Raw genomic sequence first — 17,030 nt, 5'->3', positions numbered from 1 at the left:
TATGAGTTTACCTTATCCAAAGTATTATCTTTATCAAACTGGGGTTGGTATTACACAATGTCTATAAAAAGTTAATTATGTTATTATGATATACTGTTATAAAATTATGTTAATTATGGGGCGTGGGGCATATGGAACAGATAAAAATCCCTCAGAATGTTGTTTATAAGTCTAAACAAGAGTATGTCTTTCAAGTGTTGCGGGAAGCTATTATGCGCTGTGAACTTGAACCCGGGGAAAAGTTAATTATAGGAGATATAGCGAAACAGCTTTCGGTAAGTTCAATACCGGTACGTGAAGCGCTTCGCTTGCTTCATTCCGAAGATTTAGTAGAGTATGGGACACATACAGGTGCCATTGTTTCAGAAATTACGACTGAATCTATTGTAGAAACGTTTACTTTAAAAGAAGGATTGGAAACAGTGGCTTCCCGGGTTGCCGTTCAGAAAATGACAAATGATTATTTATCCGCGCTTAATGAACTATTGCTGAATATGGATGCGGTCATTAAGAATGGCAAATACGAAGATTGGGGAAAGCTGAATGCCGAGTTTCATATGACAATAGTCAATGTTACAGAAATGCCGATGCTTAAAGAAATGATATCAAAGGTCTTAAATAAATGGGATAGGATTCGGCGCTATTTTTTCAGCGAGGTTTTGTTTCATAGACATATTCAATCGCAAGAAGAACATCGTGCTATAGTAAAAGCGATAGAAGAGAAAGATAGTGTAAAAGTAGAGCAGTTAACAAAAGAGCATAATAGAAACGCTCTGAAAGACTACATGGATTACATTAACAGAAAGAAATAAATACTTTTAATTACCTCTTTTGTTTTTCACATATAAATTATTGCCATTATAATTTATATGTCTTTTTTTACCTAAAAACAAAAGTAAACAGTAATAAAATAACATAAATAAATATTGATATATTGGATTTAACAAAATATAAAGCAATGGTTTGAATTGAAGCTGGACTTTAAACAGGGTAGAAACTAACAAATCAGCACTTTTCTTAAGGGAGGTGATTAATAAGAAAAGTTGCTTGAATCATTTTAAGAATAACCCGATTTGAACATTTTATGAAAGCGTTTCCTTTCAAAACTAAAAATTTTTCTGGAAAAATGAGGTGAAAAAATGGGTGATCAAGTTAGAAAACCAAAGTTTATCAATTATATCGCATATGGTTCAAACGATTTTCTTGGCGCAGGGGCTTTTGCATTAACCAGCGCTTGGTTGTTGTATTTCTATACAACTTTTTGCGGTTTGTCAGCCGCTGAAGGCGGAATTATCTTTGCCATTGCCCGGGTTGTAGATGCTGTTGCAGCGCCGATTATGGGGTATATAACAGACAACTTTCATAAGACGAAATTGGGTAAAAGGTTTGGGAGAAGGAAGTTTTTTATATTAATATCCATTCCACTTGTAATTTCTTATACATTAATTTGGGTTGGCGGAATGAACTTTTGGTATTACCTGCTTACTTATATTTTATTTGAAGTAGTCTACTCGATGATATTGATTCCTTACGACACCTTAGCTGCTGAGATGACAACAGATTATAAAATACGCTCAAAATTTACCGGAGCCAGAATGTTTATTGCTCAATTATCTGCCGTTTTTGCGGCTTATATTCCAGGACGATTGGTTAAAGCATTAGGAAAAGACAATCCAACGACATTTTTGTATGCTGGTTTGATTTTTACAGTTATTTTTATGATTGTCTTGACGCTCGTTTATAAATTCACATGGGAGCGATCTTTAGAGGAAATAGAGGCTGGAGAAAAACAAGAAGAAAAATTGCCTTTCTTTGAAAATCTTAAAAAGGCATATATTGATCTCATATCAACCTTAAGGATTAAAACATTCAGGCAACATTTAGGTATGTATTTGGGGGCATATCTTAGTCAAGATATTTTCAATGCAGTGTTCACTTATTTCATTGTGTTCTCACTCGCGCAAAATGCTGTCGTTGCTTCGAATATGATGACAGTGATGTATATATTTCAAATTATAGGCGTAGGGATAGCCTTAACTATCACTGTTAAATTAAATCCTGGACCCGCATATAGAACGGCTATTATGTTTTTCTTGATTAGTGTCATTGGCTTAGTCGTCATATATTTTGCTAATCCATCAAGTTTGATGATGTTGTTGACTGTTATGATAGGTATTGCAGGATTAGGAAGAGGCGGACTTAACTATATTCCGTGGAATAACTACACATTTGTACCTGATGTTGATGAAATATTGACCGGCCAAAGGAGAGAGGGCGTATTTGCTGGGATGATGAGCATTGTCCGTAAGGCTTCCCAGGCACTAGCAGTCTTCCTTGTCGGTGAAATTTTAGATGCGTTTGGCTTTGTTTCGGGACATTCAAAACAGCCTTCTTCTGCTCTTAATGCTATTTTGGCTATTTTAATAGTTGGTACATTGGCTTTTCTTGTTGCTGGTTTGATCATTTCCTTTAGATATCAATTAACGAAAGAAACCCATCGGACCTTATTAAATGAAATAGAGAGATTAAAAAACGGCGGCTCTAAGAGTCAGGCAGATGATGAGACACGCAAGGTAGTTAAACAATTAACAGGTTGGGATTATGAGAAGGCATGGGGCAATAATCCAGTTGGTTATAAAAATAGAATGAAATACAAAAATAAAAACAGTCAGGAAATATCAAATTCTATATAGTCAAAATCTTCTTATCCTTGTTACAGCATATATTTATGAGATCAGTTAATGAATCAAAATAACAACGTTGTTATTAGAAATAATAATTTAGGAAGGTGTAAAAATGGCGTTAAAAGAATTAAAAGAAAACAATAAGGAACAAATTGAGGACACTGTCAAAGATATTAAGATTGCCTATATTGGCGGCGGATCACAAGGTTGGGCAAAAAGATTAATGTCTGACCTTGCGTTAGAAAGTAAAATTTCCGGAACAGTCGCTTTATATGATATTAACTTTAAAGCAGCATTAGATAATGAAAAGGTTGGTAATCTTTTATCAAAACATCCGGATGTTAAAGGAAAATGGCATTATCAAGCTGTACAAACCATCCAAGAAGCATTGCAGGGTGCAGATTTTGTTATTATTTCTATTCTTCCGGGTTCTTTTCAGGCAATGGGATCTGATGTGCATCAGCCTGAGAAATATGGTATCTATCAATCTGTCGGCGATACGGCAGGACCAGGCGGATTAATGAGGGCATGCCGTACCATTCCGATCTACGCTGACATTGCCAATCATATAAAAGCTCTTGCGCCTAATGCATGGGTCATTAACTATACTAACCCAATGTCTTTATGCACCCGAACCCTTTATGAAATATTTCCGGAAATTAAGGCATTCGGCTGCTGCCACGAAGTGTTCCATACACAAGAATTATTAGCTCATATGGTAACAGATTTACTAGAAATAGAAGTAAAAAGCCGAAAAGAGATAAAGATTAATGTTCTTGGAATCAACCATTTTACATGGATTAATCGAGCTTCCTATAAAAATATTGATTTAATGCCTTTGTATCAGACGTTTGTTGATAAGTATTATGAAGAAGGCTACGAGATAAAAAAAGGTGCCTGGCGGGAAAGTGTATTTGAATCATGCAACAGAGTGAAATTCGACTTATTTAAAAGATATGGGTTAATAGCCGCAGCTGGTGACAGGCATCTTGCTGAATTTATGCCGCCATGGTATTTAAAGGATCCTGAAACCGTCAAGGCGTGGAAGTTCAGGCTGACTCCAGTTGATTTTCGTATTCAAGATCAACAGGAGAAAATCAATAAAAATCAAAAGCTGCTTTCCGGAGAGGAGCAATTAGAAGTCAGGCCTTCCGGTGAAGAAGGAGTTGAAATGATTTTGGCGCTTCTTGGAATGGGGGATTTGGTCACTAATGTTAACCTTCCGAACCAAGGCCAAATTGCCGGGCTCCCATTAGGATCTGTTGTAGAGACAAATGCTTTGATTCGAAAAGACAGTGTGTTGCCTGTCATGGCCGGACAATTGCCGCTTGATATTCATAACATGGTTCAAAGACATGTATATAATCAGGAATCTGTTTTACAAGCCGCCCTAAATAAAGATAAACAATTAGCCTTCAATGCCTTTATTAATGAACCATTGGTTGCCAATATTTCCAGATATAAGGCAGAAAAATTATTCAATGAAATGATTGAAAATACAAAAGACTATTTACCTGGATGGGATATTTGATATTAATGGGGGGGATTGTTCATCACCACTGATGGTTACGTTGAACTTATTGGGATAAAACTTATAAACTCTTCGCAGTGAATGGCAAGGCTGCTAACCGGCAGTCTTGTAAAAAATCATAATAAGGGGGCATTTTAATGGGCCAAAGCTGCCTTAGATTTAAGAAATTTAAATTAGTAAGTTTAATTGCGGTCATTATTTTACTCCTAGGCAATCTTACAGTGTTTCATCCTGTAAAAGCTGCATCAAAAGAAAAAAACGATGAAAATGTAAGTCTTACTGTAAACGGGAAGAATGCAACTTTGTCGAATGGTTTAATAACAATAAAGTTTAATAGTCAGGGCATGGTCTATTCATTAATAAAAAATGGACAAGAGCTGGTCAGCCATTTAGATGGTGCTGAAAATGATCCGGATAAAAAACATACATTTTATGTAGATTATCATACGAAAGACGGGGTTAAACATTTAAACGTCAGCAAATTGAAAATCATCAAGCATACAGCAAATACGGCACACATCGCCTATATTGATGATACGGGTGAGCTTTATCTTGAGTATCATATTATTATGATGAAAGGAAAAAGCGGGATCTATTCTTATGTTGTCGCAAAGAACAATAATAAGAAAAGTGTATCTATTGAGGAATTGCGATCTATTTACCGGTTTGACCGCGATATTTTTGATTATGCCTACAATTCTGAAAGGACGGGCCAACAGCCGAGATACGGTTATTTAGAAACTTTGCCAGAAGTCCAGGATGAAACATGGCAGCTGCCGAACGGAAACTATTATACTAAATACGATTATGCCGGATATTTTAGCGATAATCCTGTATGGGGGCACTATGGACACGGGTTCGGCGCTTGGTTTATCCCGGCTGGCACAGAATATTACCCGGGAGGGCCATTGAAGCAGGATTTGTTAGTCCATCAAGACGCAATTGCCTTAAATTATATGACAAGCAGGCACTTTGGTACGGGTAACCTGACAGTCCCTCCAGGGTGGCAGAAGCTATACGGACCATGGTTTGTTTATATAAATGCGGGCAGTCATCAGTCGGTCATTAAAGATGCTAATCATCAGGCAAAAATTGAAGAAGCAAAATGGCCGTATAAGTGGATGAACGACCCTCTTTATCCAACAAACAGAACAAAAGTTACCGGCCGTTTACATGTTACGGATGGCCGTTCCGCTGCAGGAGCGATAGTTGTCCTTGCGCAGCCGGGAGGTGACTTTTACAGTCAAACAACTGGTTATATTTTCTATGGAAAAGCTGATTCTCACGGCAATTTTACAATCCCTCATGTTCGTCCCGGGAAATATTCGCTTTATGCCTACGCTGCAAATGGAACAATAACGGATCAGCTGGAGAAGGATAATGTAGAGGTTAAAGGTCCTGTTAAAAGTCTTGGAACTGTCAATTGGTCTCCTGCCAAAAATCACTTTATTCATTGGCAAATTGGTAAATCCGACAGAAAGGCAGGTGAATTTAAATATGGCGATAAACTGCGTAATTATAAATGGATGGGTATGACGCCTGCTGATCTAACTTATACCATTGGTAAAAGCCGGGACTCTAAAAATTGGTATTATGCTCAAACAAAAAAAGGGGATTGGCAAGTCAATTTTAACCTTAATAAACACTACAAAGGTGATGCTGATTTAACAGTAGCCCTTGCAGCTGCCTCTAACAACCCAAATATAGCTGTAAAGGTAAATGGGACGACCGTTAACAAACTTTCATATGATAATGATCAAGCTATTTATAGGAGTGCAAACCAAAGCGGGCATTACCATCTAGAGAAAATTAAATTCAATGCTGCATTGCTTAAAAAAGGAAAAAATACAATTACTTTTAATTTAACTAACGGCGGATCGGTCATGTATGACGCGATTATGCTTGATACAGATGAACCTGGAGACATAGCAACTGTCCGTCAATTAGTTAAAGGATTTTTATCATCTGAAAAGCTAGATCATCCTCTGGCAGACCAGCTGGAAAAAAGACTGGATTTGGCTCAGCATCAACTCAATAACGGAGATCATAGACTAGCAATAAAGCATTTAGAGGATTTTAAAAGATTATTAAATAACCGTTCCTTAAATACAGACGGCTATGAAAGTACAAAGGAAATTTTAAACACAGATTTAAATGCAATAATAGATAAAATTTAAATCCAAAAAAATGACAGTCTTTTGATCCGCGAGGCTGTCATTTTAATTGAAAATAGTATCCTGAGCCTTATTTTAAAGGAGGGCCGCATGATGCTCTTTCATTAAGTTCAATATCAATGTCATCGAAAGGATGAATCGAATCGGGGTGCTCAATAATTTTTAAAAGGGCTTCTACAAGGTTTTCAGCAAGTTTATCAACGGGCGTACCGACAGCAGTTAAGGGAATTTCTAAACCTGCCATTTGCGGGATGTTGTCATAACTGATTAGAGAAATATCAATAGGAATGCGTAATGACGCATCACGGACAGCCCGAATGATACCCGCGCTGAGGTCATAACTTGCACTGACAATAGCTGTGGGACGATACGATGATTGAAGCAGCTGCTTTGTTGCCCGAAAGCCTTCTTCCCAAGACAGCTTTTTTACGTGGACAGCCATATCCGGGTGTGATACTAGGCCAAATTGCATTATACCTTCTGAAAAGCCAATAAGTTTTTCCTGCTGATTGGCTTCTTTGTGGGATAAGTCTCCAATGTATGCGATCCGGCGATGGCCCATCTCAGCAAGATAACGGACAGCCTCAAAGATCGCCTTTCTCCGGTTAACATTAATTTCAGGATAATGGCTGCTGCCTGATTCTCCATAAAACAATATTGGTACAGTTGATTTGATATCTGTACTTTCTAACAAAGTCCGTTCTTCTTGGAAAACAAGAATGCCATCCACCCGGAACTGGTTAAAAATTGAAATGGCTGAAGCCAATGGGTTTATAGACAAAAGCATATTGTAAGATTTTTTAACAAGGGCGTCATTAATATTTGTCGCAAGTGCTGACCAAGCCATCCTTTCTACTGTAGGCCAAACCACCCCAATGATACTGCTTTTTTTTGAAACAAGACTTTTGGCGGCGAAGTTTGGCTGGTAGCCCAATTGTTTGGCTGCTTGTAAAATTTTTATTTTTGTTTTTTCTTTAACAAGCGGGCTGTTATTAAGGGCTTTGGATACAGTTGAATAACTGACACCTGCAACTCTTGCAACATCTTTTATCGTAACGCTCATTTTGCAACCTCCGGGGAAAACATTTTCATTTTTTTATTACACTATCAGAAAGCAAGATAAAGTCGATGGTGTAAGTGCAACAAAGCAAGACTGCGAACGTAGTGAGTTAGCGGGACTCGTGCTCTGAAGTACTTGGCCTAATCGCCGCCTAAAAGGCTTGGCAATCGGCAAGTTTTCTTTATTAATATATCAAAATACATTGAAAATACAATGATCGTAACGTATACTTCAAAATAACAACGTTGTTATTTTTGGGAGGGGTGAGAACAATGCAAAGATTTTATAAAGGACAACAAGTAAAGGGCTACCAAGATATTATTCCAGAAAACGGCCAAGTATTAAAATACTTAGCTCTTGGAAAAATCACTTTGGAGAAAGGGGAAGAATACAGCAGTCAAACCGGTCATTACGAGACAGCTCTAGTCATTTTGTCAGGGAAAGCGTCTATAAGCTGCGAAGATCAGACATGGGAACATCTCGGCGGCAGGAAAACGGTCTTTGAAGATAAAACGGCAGCCGTTTACGTTCCTTGTCAATCTGAATACCAAGTGACCGCTGAAACTGATGTCATAATTGCTGTTTGTAAAGTCAAAGGGGAAGAAAAGCATTCTCCTTTTGTCATCAAGCCTGAAGATATTGTTACAGAGCATCGCGGCAAGGAAACTTGGCAGCGTGAGGTAAAAGATATTATTACAGATAATGGAGAGGGTCGCGTTCATCGTATTGTCTTAGGTGAAACGATCAACCGGCCAGGGCATTGGTCCGGCTATCCGCCTCATAAACATGACGGAGAACATTACCCTGAAGAGCCGAATCTGGAGGAAGTCTATCATTTTCAGATTAATCCTGAGCAGGGATTTGGTGTTCAGCTTCATTACACAAAAGATCAAAGCATTGATGATGCTTATATTATCCGGCATGGAGATAGTTTTGCTATTGATAAAGGATACCATCCTGTCAGCGCTGCAGGCGGATATGAGGTTTATTATTTATGGTTTATGGCGGGAGATGCAGGCAGGGAGCTGCGTCCTTATGAAGATCCTGATCATAGATGGTTTAGCACCAAATAAATGATCATTTTAAATTGAGAAATTAAAGAGCTATATGCGAAGCTTGATTTAAGAAATAGGGATTATGGTTGAGCGGAGAAGTTAATCACTTCTTCGCTCGGTTAGTTTTTAAGGTTTATAGGATCATAAGTTTTTTCTTTATCAATCATTGATGTTTCAACTTTACCTGTAAAAAATAAAAGAACAATACTGGCCATCATAACAATAGCAGCAACAAACCAAATGCCGGACATTTGGTAGTGTTCTGACAGGACACCTAAAACCACCGGTGAAATGGCACCGGCTGCCATTCCAACATTTGTTACAAACCCCAACGCAGATCCGGCAATTTGCTTAGGAACTAAATTAGATGTTACAGCAAGTACAACCGGTGTGATTGGATAACCAAAAAAGCCAAGAAGGAAAATGCATATTGTTATTAACCATGTTGGCATATCAAGAACAATCGCTGCCATTAACAGGCCGCTTAAAACAGTGATTGAAATGAGCACAACCATTTTTCTCTGCAGTGAACCAAGGTCGCAATATTTGCCGATTAACAGTCCGCCAATAGCGCCGGAAATTCCCGCCAGGCTTGCGATCGTTCCGCCTACGGATAAACTCATATGTTTTGCTGTAACTAAAAAGGTAGGCGCCCAAAGCAGCACAATCCACCATCCGGAAAGCAATACAAAATAATAGAGTGCAATTAAGATGACGGAACGCTGTTTAAAAATTATACGGATAGGGACTTTTTCAGAAGAGGTTTCAATGTTTGCGCTTACATTATTTTGAGTCGGTTTGATTAAGATCCCATATAACAGTGCAATGATCAAACCAAGAAAGCAAGTCACATAAAAAACAGCTCTCCACCCATATAAAGGGCCAATGATTGCTCCAAGCCAAGTACCGAAGAAACCGCCGATGGGATAACCTGCCCAATAAAGAGACATCACTGTTGTACGTTGTCTTTCTGTCGTAACCTTAGCAATTTCCAGTGAAGCAGCCGGCCAAAAAACCCCTTCACCGACACCTGTAAGTATTCGGTACACAATTAAAACTGTAAATCCAGTTGCGAGTCCAGTTAATCCTGTAAAAAGCGAGAATAAAGCAATACCTATAATCACAACACTTTTGCTATTAAACTTATCCGAGAAAATACCCCCAATAAAAAGGAAAGCAATGAAGCCATAGAAAAATGAACTTAAAAGAACGCCTGATTGTGCCTTTTCCAAACCCAGCTCCTTTGCAATTAAGCCAACAGAAGAAGACATTACCATACGGTCAACAGAATACATCATGTAGCCGAGACCGCACAAAACTGAAACAAGTACGATTCTTTTTGTATTCAACCCAAACACCTCTTTTTCCAGTTTGAAAGGATACAGATTTTCAATGCTTCACAGATTGTAGTAAGTAAAACTCATTAAGATGATGGTAAATTCAGATTATTGGATATTTCTAAAACTAAGAACATCCCTCCTCCAATGTCTTTTATAAATAGAATAATCATGATAATATATATTATATATTATTACAAAATTTAATCAATTATAATAAAGTAAAAAGTATAAGAAAGGTAAGATTGAATATGGATTGGATACATGACATGCTTCAGGGAAAACCGAAACCCGTTTGCTATCAGGGAGAATTTCTATTTGCTGCAATTGGGCTGGAGCATGGCCATATATACGGTATGTGTGATGGGTTGATTGAAGCCGGCGCAAATCTAAAATGGGTTTATGATTCGGACCCAAAAAAAACAGCAATGTTTCAAAAGGCATATCCATATGTACGCATTGCCAGATCAGAAGAGGAAATATTACAGGATCCTACAATAAAGTTAGTGGCCGGAGCAGCCATTCCATCTGAACGTTTTGATTTAGGTATGCGTGTCATGGATCATGGCAAGGATTATTTTACAGATAAAGGCCCTTTTACGACCTTGGAGCAGTTATCAGGAGCACGTCTTAAAGTACAGGAAACTGGTCTTAAATATGCGGTTTACTTTAGTGAAAGAATACATGTAGAAAGTGCTGTTTTTGCCGGGCAATTGATTGAACAAGGTGCCATTGGCCGTGTTATACAAGTGTTAGGTACCGGACCTCATCGGTTAAACGCTGCTGAACGGCCTGAATGGCTTTTTAAGAAGGAGACTTATGGCGGTATTTTATGTGATATTGGCAGCCATCAAATTGAACAGTTTCTGTACTTTTCAGATGCAAAGCATGCAAAAGTTGTACAAAGTAAAGTGGCTAACTATAAATATAAGCAATACCCGGAATTTGAGGACTTTGGAGACGCGACGCTTATTGCCGACAATGGGGCTGCAAATTATTTCAGGGTCGATTGGCTGACGCCGGATGGACTTGGTACTTGGGGAGACGGAAGGACATTTATTTTAGGAACTGACGGTTATATTGAATTAAGAAAATATATTGATATTGCCCGTGATGCAAAAGATGAACATTTATATTTAGTCAATAACCAAGGCGAATATCATATAAATCTCAAAAATAAAGTTGGTTTCCCATTCTTTGGTGAATTCATTTTGGATTGTATAAACCGTACGGAAAATGCGATGTCCCAAGATCATGCATTCAAAGCAGCTGAATTATGTTTGCAGGCCCAAAAACAAGCATTAAAAGTTGAGTAAAACTATAAAAGCTAATCAGTGCATTATGTACCGATTAGCTTTTAATCTTAAATTCATTTCATTGAACTCATTTATTTAACATCGGTAACATTCTTTCCAACCACTCTATATATCCTTTTTCACGTTCAATTGCTTTTGTTAAAACTAAAAAATGACCAAAGTGCGGAGAATCAAAAGAAATTGGATCATCTATTTTTTCCTGTAACTCGTTAAATCTTTCATCAAGATGATTGAGTTTCCTTTTTCTTTTGATAAGCTGGTCTGTAAATAATTCATTTGCTTCTTCTTTTGACATTGAGGAAATGAAATAGGCTTTTAACATAAATTCATCTTTAGCCGTTTCAGGAATAGGGCTGAAAGTATTTAACCATTTATCTAATTCTTGTTTGCCGCTTTTTGTAATGGAGTAGATTTTTTTTTCTAGTTTTGTTCCTTGGATGACTGTTTGATATTCAATGAACCCCTCGTCTGTCAGTTTTTTTAGTTCCGGATAAATTTGACTATGCTTTGCACTCCAAAACTGGCCAATTTCCTTTTTAAATTGACTCGTAATATCATAGCCGCTTAACTCACCTTTATCTAATAATCCTAATATAGCGTATTTTAATACCCGCATGACTATCCTCCTGCATCTATTGACAATATTTAAATATAGATTTTATAATATATATGTCAATATTGACATGTTTATAATTACAATATTAATTGTTCAATTGAACTGTTCTTGTATTATATATGTCTTTCCCATGGCAGGACAAATCGGTTTAGAAAATATGTAAAAATATTAATTAGAAGGTGCATGTCCAATGGATGCAAAGCAAATTCCTGCTCCTTTATTAGAAGAAGCAGCAACACTAAATATTCAGGTTGCCGAACCAATAGTTGTAGGAGAAAGTGAAAAAGGCAGACGTCAATTTATCCCTATTATATCCGGAACCGTGAATGGTCCGAAAATAAAAGGAAAGGTATTGCCTGGAGGTGCTGACTCACAAATTATTCGGCCGAACGGGTTAGTAGAACTTTCTGCACGTTATGTCATTGAAACTACAGACGGCGAAAAGATCTATATAGAGAATAACGGTATTCGCCATGTACCGGAGGAGTTCGTTGACCAAGTAAAGGCCGGGAAAATCATTGATCCAAAACATGTATACTTCCGAACAATACCAACATTTGAAACTGCAAGTTCTCCATATAAATGGCTGACAAATCGTTTATTTATTGGCTCGGCAGTACGATTACCTAATGAAATCATATTGAAAATATATCTTATTAATTGAAAGAGGGCATTTGTAATGGAAGAATTTATAGGCAATCATATGATATATACTTATGAAAATGGCTGGGAGTATGAAATCTATATAAAAAATGACCATACCATAGATTATCGCATTCACAGCGGCATGGTCGGGGGCCGCTGGGTTCGTGACCAGGAAGTTAATATAGTAAAATTAACAGAAGGCGTTTATAAAGTATCATGGACAGAACCGACCGGTACGGACGTTTCTTTGAACTTTATGCCAAATGAAAAGCGTATGCACGGGGTTATTTTCTTTCCAAAATGGGTTCATGAACATCCGGAGATAACCGTTTGCTACCAAAATGATCACATTGATTTAATGAAAGAATCCCGTGAGAAATACGAAACATATCCGAAATATGTTGTCCCGGAATTTGCTGATATCACCTATATTAAGAATGCCGGTATTAATAATGAAGAGCTCATTTCAAAAGCCCCTTATAAGGGAATGACGGATGATATTCGTGCAGGGAAATTATAATTTATCATGATGAATAATCTTTAATCTGAAAGCGGGAGATTTACTTATAAGGAAAATCCCTCCATTTTACATTGAAAGTTAAACAGGATTTGTCCTTGATGAAAGACATTTTTTGTTGATCGACAAATTTTGCCCTTTATAAAGGCGCCTCTTCTGTAGGACAGGGAATGGGTTTTTCAATAGAATAAAACTTGATTAAATAGAAAAAGAACATGCTATTCGGCATGTTCTTTTGGCTATATTATAATATTCAATCAATTGATTCACCTGTTATAGTGAGATCTTGGTTTTTAATTGTAGTTTCAGTTCCAAAACGTTCTTCTTCAATTTCTTCGAGCGTTTTACCTTGTGTATTCGGCGCAAGTAAAATTCCAATAATACAGTGAATGGCCAAGAACACAATCATAACAATACCGGCCGTTTTGAATCCCAGCGTATCCATTATTAATGGAAGGACGAATGACCAAATGGCAATACCGAAGCGGACAAGGAAATACATGAAACCTTGAGCGCCTGCCCTGTACTTTGTAGGAAATAATTCGCTTGCCCATAAGCCGTAAAAGGCTTGCGCGCCAAATCCTGCTGCACTGCCCCAAAGAATAACAAAGGCAAATAATGAAAACCATCCCATGGTTGAGAATGTTAAGATTAACCAGGCGGCGATTCCCATGACAGCTCCCAATCCGAATAGGAACCGGCGGCTGTATTTATCGCCAAGCTTCATAAAGACAAAGAATGTCGTTAAAACGGTTAAAATCCATAAGAACGCTTGCAGCAAGTTTGCTTGTTCACCGGAAAGGCCGCCGACATTTTGATAAATATACGGCATAAAGTAGCCCATTGCGCCGGCAGTTAAGTTCCAGAACAGATAAATGCCAATTAATAAAAACAATGCTTGCCGATTAACTTTTAATCTGAACAATTCTTTCAGTGTACTTTTGGAAAGTTTATCAACTTGAGGATCTTGTTCTTCAAGGGCTTTCTGTTCTTTCCAAATGGTTGATTCTGATAAACCTTGGCGAATATACCAAGTAATAAATGCAATAATTAGCAAAATAATAAAAATGATACGGCTGCCTAATAAACCAAGCGGGGATAACAGTACTGCAAGTATAAATGTAATTGCCGGTCCGCATGACCAAGCCAGCTGCGCAGTACCAACATGTGCAGCGCGTTTGTCAGAAGGCGCCTCTTCAGCAATATATGTCCAAGATGCCGGTACACCTGCGCCTACGGCAATCCCGGTTATGATTGTTCCGATAAGCAGCATCGGGAAATTAAATGAAACAGCGATTATGAAAACACCGAGCATATACGCTAATAAATCATAGGTATAAATAAATTTCCTTCCATACTTATCGCATAAATAGCCTCCAATTAACGCACCAACAGCGGCGGCAAAAGCATTGGCGCTTAATGCACTCAAAAGTCCTATTGCTAAGCTGTCAAGTTTAAGAAATGATTGCCACAAAGTGAGACTGCTGGCAGCAGCGATGATTGAACCCGCTTCGATATAATTTGCCATTGCAACGGAAATGGTTGCTTTCCACCCGCTCGTATGTTTACTTCCTATTTTGGCCATTTGTTTCCCCTCTCTTTTTCAAAAATTTGAAACCGCCTTCAAAAAGGCGCTTACGGCAACTTAATTGAAACATAAGTGAATTGGATTGAACTTTCTGATTTATACAATTTGGAATCTTAAATTTTGAATGCCTTTTCAATTATACGCTTATTATAAATTTATTTCCAAAGTAAATCAAATATAAATAAAAATAAACAATAATTATATATTTATTTATGTGGGTTTTAATTGCGTTAATAAAGCTATTCCATTGATTTTTTGTTTAAAAGATAATTAAAAGCCTTTTCAAATTCAAATAAAACAGATATAATCAAAAATAAACAAACATAAAATATCCAATGGAGGTCATCATATGCCTGTTAATACTTGGGTTCGGGAAAAAGCTGACAAAAAACAAGGAATAGAAGAGCTTGTCTATCGTTCGAATTTGCTTGGTCAAGATCGCAGTATTGCAAATTGGGGCGGCGGCAATACTTCAATGAAAACAGTAGAATACGATTTTCGCGGCCGTGAAGTTTCTGCCATGTGGGTAAAAGGAAGCGGTTCAGATCTTGCAACAATGAAAGCGCATAACTTTACAGCTTTACGTTTAGATGATGTACAGCCGCTTATTGAAAAGGAAGATATGAGTGATGAGGAAATGGTATCCTATTTAACTCATTGCATGCTTGACAGTTCACATCCACGCATGTCAATTGAAACATTGCTTCATGCATTTTTACCTTATAAACATGTTGATCATACACATCCGGACGCTATTATTAGTATTTGCTGCGCGGATAACGGCAAAGAAATTGCTAAGCAAGTATACGGAGATAGATTTGTATGGGTGCCATACATTCGCCCGGGTTTTAAACTGTCCAAAATGATTGCTGAAAGCGTAAAAAGCAACCCCAATGCGGAGCTAGTCTTAATGGAAAAACACGGGCTGGTAACTTGGGGTGAAACTTCAGAAGAGTGTTTTCAAACGACACTGCGTATTATTCAAGAAGCGGAAGATTACATTAGCTCACGGGTTGAAGAAGCGGGCGAACAGCTTTTTGGCGGCCAGAAATACTCAACACTTGATGCGGAAACACGCCATCAAATGGCAGAAGAAGTGATGCCTTTTATCCGGGGGCTGGTAAGTAAAGAAAAGAAAATGATCTTAAGCTTTGACGATTCAGAAGATGTACTCCAGTTCATTAATAGTATTGATGCGCCGGACTTATCGCAAATTGGCGCTGCGTGCCCGGACCATTTAGTTCATACAAAGCGGGTGCCTTTATATATTGATTGGGATCCGGCGTTAAACAATGTTGCAGAGTTATCCCGTAAAATCGAAACAGGTATTAAAGATTACGCTGAAGAATATATCAATTACTTTAATAGATATAAAAGTGAAGATGACAATATGTTCGAACCTGTACCGCGCGTCATTCTTATTCCCGGGTTAGGGATGGTGACAACCGGCAAAAGCAAGAAGATGGCTGAAGTCAGTGCTTCATTGTATCATCGGGCATTATCAGTAATGAAAGGTTCGACAGTGCTCGGACAATTTGTTTCACTGAATGAAGAGGAATCATTTCATGTTGAATATTGGCCTCTTGAATTATATAAATTAACGCTCGCTCCGCCTGAAGCAGAATTTTCACGGCAAGTGGCGCTTATAACCGGCGGCGCCGGAGGCATTGGCAGTGCAACAGCACGTGAATTGGTTGAACAAGGCGCGCATGTTGTATTGGCTGATTTGAACTTTGAAGGCGCTGAGAAGGTTGCCAATGAGTTAAACGAAATAGAAGATGGCAGAGCGCTTGCGGTTAAAATGGATGTTACTGATGAAAATATGATTGAAGCGGCTTACGGTGAAGCTGTCCGTTTTTACGGCGGTATAGACATTATTGTTAATAATGCCGGCTTAGCTTCTTCCAAACCTTTTGATGAAACCTCCCTTAAAGAGTGGAATTTAAATATCAATGTCCTTGGAACAGGATATTTTCTAGTTGCCCGGGAAGCTTTCCGGCTTATGAAAAAGCAAGATATCGGTGGGGCAATGGTCTTTGTTGGCTCCAAAAACTCGGTATACGCCGGTAAGAACGCCGCCGCCTACAGCACTGCTAAAGCTGCGGAGGTTCACTTAGCCCGTTGTATTGCCGCTGAGGGAGGAGAATATGGCATTCGCGTCAATTCTGTACTTCCGGATGCTGTCTTGCAAGGGTCAGCCATTTGGAATTCTGCATGGCGTGAAGAACGGGCAGCCGCATATGGTATTGATCCGGATCAGCTTGAAGAACATTATCGTAATCGTACGACCCTTAAAGTTAATATTTATCCGCAAGATATTGCTAAATCTATTGCCTTCCTTGCTTCATCTAAAGCATCAAGAACAACCGGCTGTATGATCACGGTTGACGGCGGTGTACCGGCGGCATTTACAAGATAAATTTTATTTTATTAATCATTAAAGAAACAGGCGGGGAGTTAAAACTCCGCCTGGTTAAATAGTTTTGAAGGCTAGGAAAAAGTCATTT

At 38.2% G+C, this 17,030-nt stretch carries 13 protein-coding genes; 9 read left to right on the top strand and 4 right to left on the bottom strand.

The window, feature by feature from the left end:
• The first annotated feature begins 131 nt into the window (after window positions 1-131).
• The 4 genes from ACFQRG_RS19460 to ACFQRG_RS19445 all read left to right on the top strand — a co-directional run bounded on the left by ACFQRG_RS19460 (window position 132) and on the right by ACFQRG_RS19445 (window position 6,392).
• On the top strand, window positions 132-812 hold the full coding sequence (locus ACFQRG_RS19460) for a GntR family transcriptional regulator (RefSeq protein WP_380969255.1): 681 nt from the start codon (window positions 132-134) through the stop codon (window positions 810-812).
• A 327-nt stretch (window positions 813-1,139) separates the two neighbouring features.
• Window positions 1,140-2,693 (top strand): MFS transporter, encoded by a 1,554-nt coding sequence (locus ACFQRG_RS19455; RefSeq protein WP_380969253.1) that lies wholly within the window; start codon window positions 1,140-1,142, stop codon window positions 2,691-2,693.
• 103 nt (window positions 2,694-2,796) lie between these two features.
• Entirely contained in the window at window positions 2,797-4,215 is a 1,419-nt protein-coding gene (locus tag ACFQRG_RS19450; RefSeq protein WP_380969251.1) for a family 4 glycosyl hydrolase, read from the top strand.
• Between the two features lie 137 nt (window positions 4,216-4,352).
• Window positions 4,353-6,392, top strand: a complete 2,040-nt coding sequence (locus ACFQRG_RS19445) for a polysaccharide lyase family protein (protein ID WP_380969249.1) — start codon at window positions 4,353-4,355, stop codon at window positions 6,390-6,392.
• Window positions 6,393-6,459: 67 nt separating this feature from the next.
• Here ACFQRG_RS19445 and ACFQRG_RS19440 read toward each other — a convergent pair whose 3' ends face one another.
• Window positions 6,460-7,452, bottom strand: coding sequence for a LacI family DNA-binding transcriptional regulator (locus tag ACFQRG_RS19440; protein WP_380969247.1), 993 nt, complete (start codon window positions 7,450-7,452; stop codon window positions 6,460-6,462).
• 269 nt (window positions 7,453-7,721) lie between these two features.
• On the opposite strand from ACFQRG_RS19440, the gene iolB reads away from it, so the two are divergent.
• Window positions 7,722-8,522, top strand: coding sequence for a 5-deoxy-glucuronate isomerase (iolB, locus tag ACFQRG_RS19435; RefSeq protein ID WP_380969243.1), 801 nt, complete (start codon window positions 7,722-7,724; stop codon window positions 8,520-8,522).
• 101 nt (window positions 8,523-8,623) lie between these two features.
• Here iolB and ACFQRG_RS19430 read toward each other — a convergent pair whose 3' ends face one another.
• Entirely contained in the window at window positions 8,624-9,853 is a 1,230-nt protein-coding gene (locus ACFQRG_RS19430) for an MFS transporter (RefSeq protein WP_380969241.1), read from the bottom strand.
• 239 nt (window positions 9,854-10,092) lie between these two features.
• Here ACFQRG_RS19430 and ACFQRG_RS19425 point away from each other — a divergent pair, with 239 nt between their 5' ends.
• On the top strand, window positions 10,093-11,157 hold the full coding sequence (locus ACFQRG_RS19425; protein WP_380969239.1) for a Gfo/Idh/MocA family protein: 1,065 nt from the start codon (window positions 10,093-10,095) through the stop codon (window positions 11,155-11,157).
• A gap of 67 nt (window positions 11,158-11,224) precedes the next feature.
• Here the strand turns inward: ACFQRG_RS19425 and ACFQRG_RS19420 are convergent, their stop codons facing one another.
• On the bottom strand, window positions 11,225-11,773 hold the full coding sequence (locus ACFQRG_RS19420; RefSeq protein WP_380969236.1) for a PadR family transcriptional regulator: 549 nt from the start codon (window positions 11,771-11,773) through the stop codon (window positions 11,225-11,227).
• A 205-nt stretch (window positions 11,774-11,978) separates the two neighbouring features.
• Between ACFQRG_RS19420 and ACFQRG_RS19415 the strand changes: the two genes are divergently transcribed.
• Window positions 11,979-12,437 (top strand): DUF3237 domain-containing protein, encoded by a 459-nt coding sequence (locus ACFQRG_RS19415; protein WP_380969355.1) that lies wholly within the window; start codon window positions 11,979-11,981, stop codon window positions 12,435-12,437.
• Between the two features lie 15 nt (window positions 12,438-12,452).
• Complete coding sequence (locus ACFQRG_RS19410) at window positions 12,453-12,938, top strand: phenolic acid decarboxylase (RefSeq protein WP_380969234.1); 486 nt, start codon at window positions 12,453-12,455, stop codon at window positions 12,936-12,938.
• Between the two features lie 250 nt (window positions 12,939-13,188).
• Here ACFQRG_RS19410 and ACFQRG_RS19405 read toward each other — a convergent pair whose 3' ends face one another.
• Entirely contained in the window at window positions 13,189-14,520 is a 1,332-nt protein-coding gene (locus ACFQRG_RS19405; protein ID WP_380969232.1) for an MFS transporter, read from the bottom strand.
• A 352-nt stretch (window positions 14,521-14,872) separates the two neighbouring features.
• On the opposite strand from ACFQRG_RS19405, the gene ACFQRG_RS19400 reads away from it, so the two are divergent.
• On the top strand, window positions 14,873-16,942 hold the full coding sequence (locus ACFQRG_RS19400) for a bifunctional aldolase/short-chain dehydrogenase (RefSeq protein ID WP_380969230.1): 2,070 nt from the start codon (window positions 14,873-14,875) through the stop codon (window positions 16,940-16,942).
• The last annotated feature ends 88 nt before the right edge of the window (window positions 16,943-17,030 follow it).

This window comes from Scopulibacillus cellulosilyticus (genome assembly GCF_042665295.1).
GTDB classification, from domain to species: Bacteria; Bacillota; Bacilli; order Bacillales; family Sporolactobacillaceae; genus Scopulibacillus_A; species Scopulibacillus_A cellulosilyticus.
The sequence above is the reverse complement of the archived record's forward strand: the minus strand, read 5'-3'. Positions and strand labels throughout refer to the sequence as shown.

What these genes read in the sequence shown, in the direction of transcription:
- ACFQRG_RS19460 (WP_380969255.1), top strand. Translation starts at nt 132, where the DNA reads ATGGAACAGATAAAAATCCCTCAGAATGTTGTTTATAAGTCTAAACAA.
- ACFQRG_RS19450 (WP_380969251.1), top strand. Translation starts at nt 2,797, where the DNA reads ATGGCGTTAAAAGAATTAAAAGAAAACAATAAGGAACAAATTGAGGAC.
- ACFQRG_RS19400 (WP_380969230.1), top strand. Translation starts at nt 14,873, where the DNA reads ATGCCTGTTAATACTTGGGTTCGGGAAAAAGCTGACAAAAAACAAGGA.
- ACFQRG_RS19425 (WP_380969239.1), top strand. Translation starts at nt 10,093, where the DNA reads ATGGATTGGATACATGACATGCTTCAGGGAAAACCGAAACCCGTTTGC.
- ACFQRG_RS19445 (WP_380969249.1), top strand. Translation starts at nt 4,353, where the DNA reads ATGGGCCAAAGCTGCCTTAGATTTAAGAAATTTAAATTAGTAAGTTTA.
- ACFQRG_RS19420 (WP_380969236.1), bottom strand. Translation starts at nt 11,773, where the DNA reads ATGCGGGTATTAAAATACGCTATATTAGGATTATTAGATAAAGGTGAG.
- ACFQRG_RS19440 (WP_380969247.1), bottom strand. Translation starts at nt 7,452, where the DNA reads ATGAGCGTTACGATAAAAGATGTTGCAAGAGTTGCAGGTGTCAGTTAT.
- ACFQRG_RS19405 (WP_380969232.1), bottom strand. Translation starts at nt 14,520, where the DNA reads ATGGCCAAAATAGGAAGTAAACATACGAGCGGGTGGAAAGCAACCATT.
- ACFQRG_RS19410 (WP_380969234.1), top strand. Translation starts at nt 12,453, where the DNA reads ATGGAAGAATTTATAGGCAATCATATGATATATACTTATGAAAATGGC.
- ACFQRG_RS19455 (WP_380969253.1), top strand. Translation starts at nt 1,140, where the DNA reads ATGGGTGATCAAGTTAGAAAACCAAAGTTTATCAATTATATCGCATAT.
- iolB (WP_380969243.1), top strand. Translation starts at nt 7,722, where the DNA reads ATGCAAAGATTTTATAAAGGACAACAAGTAAAGGGCTACCAAGATATT.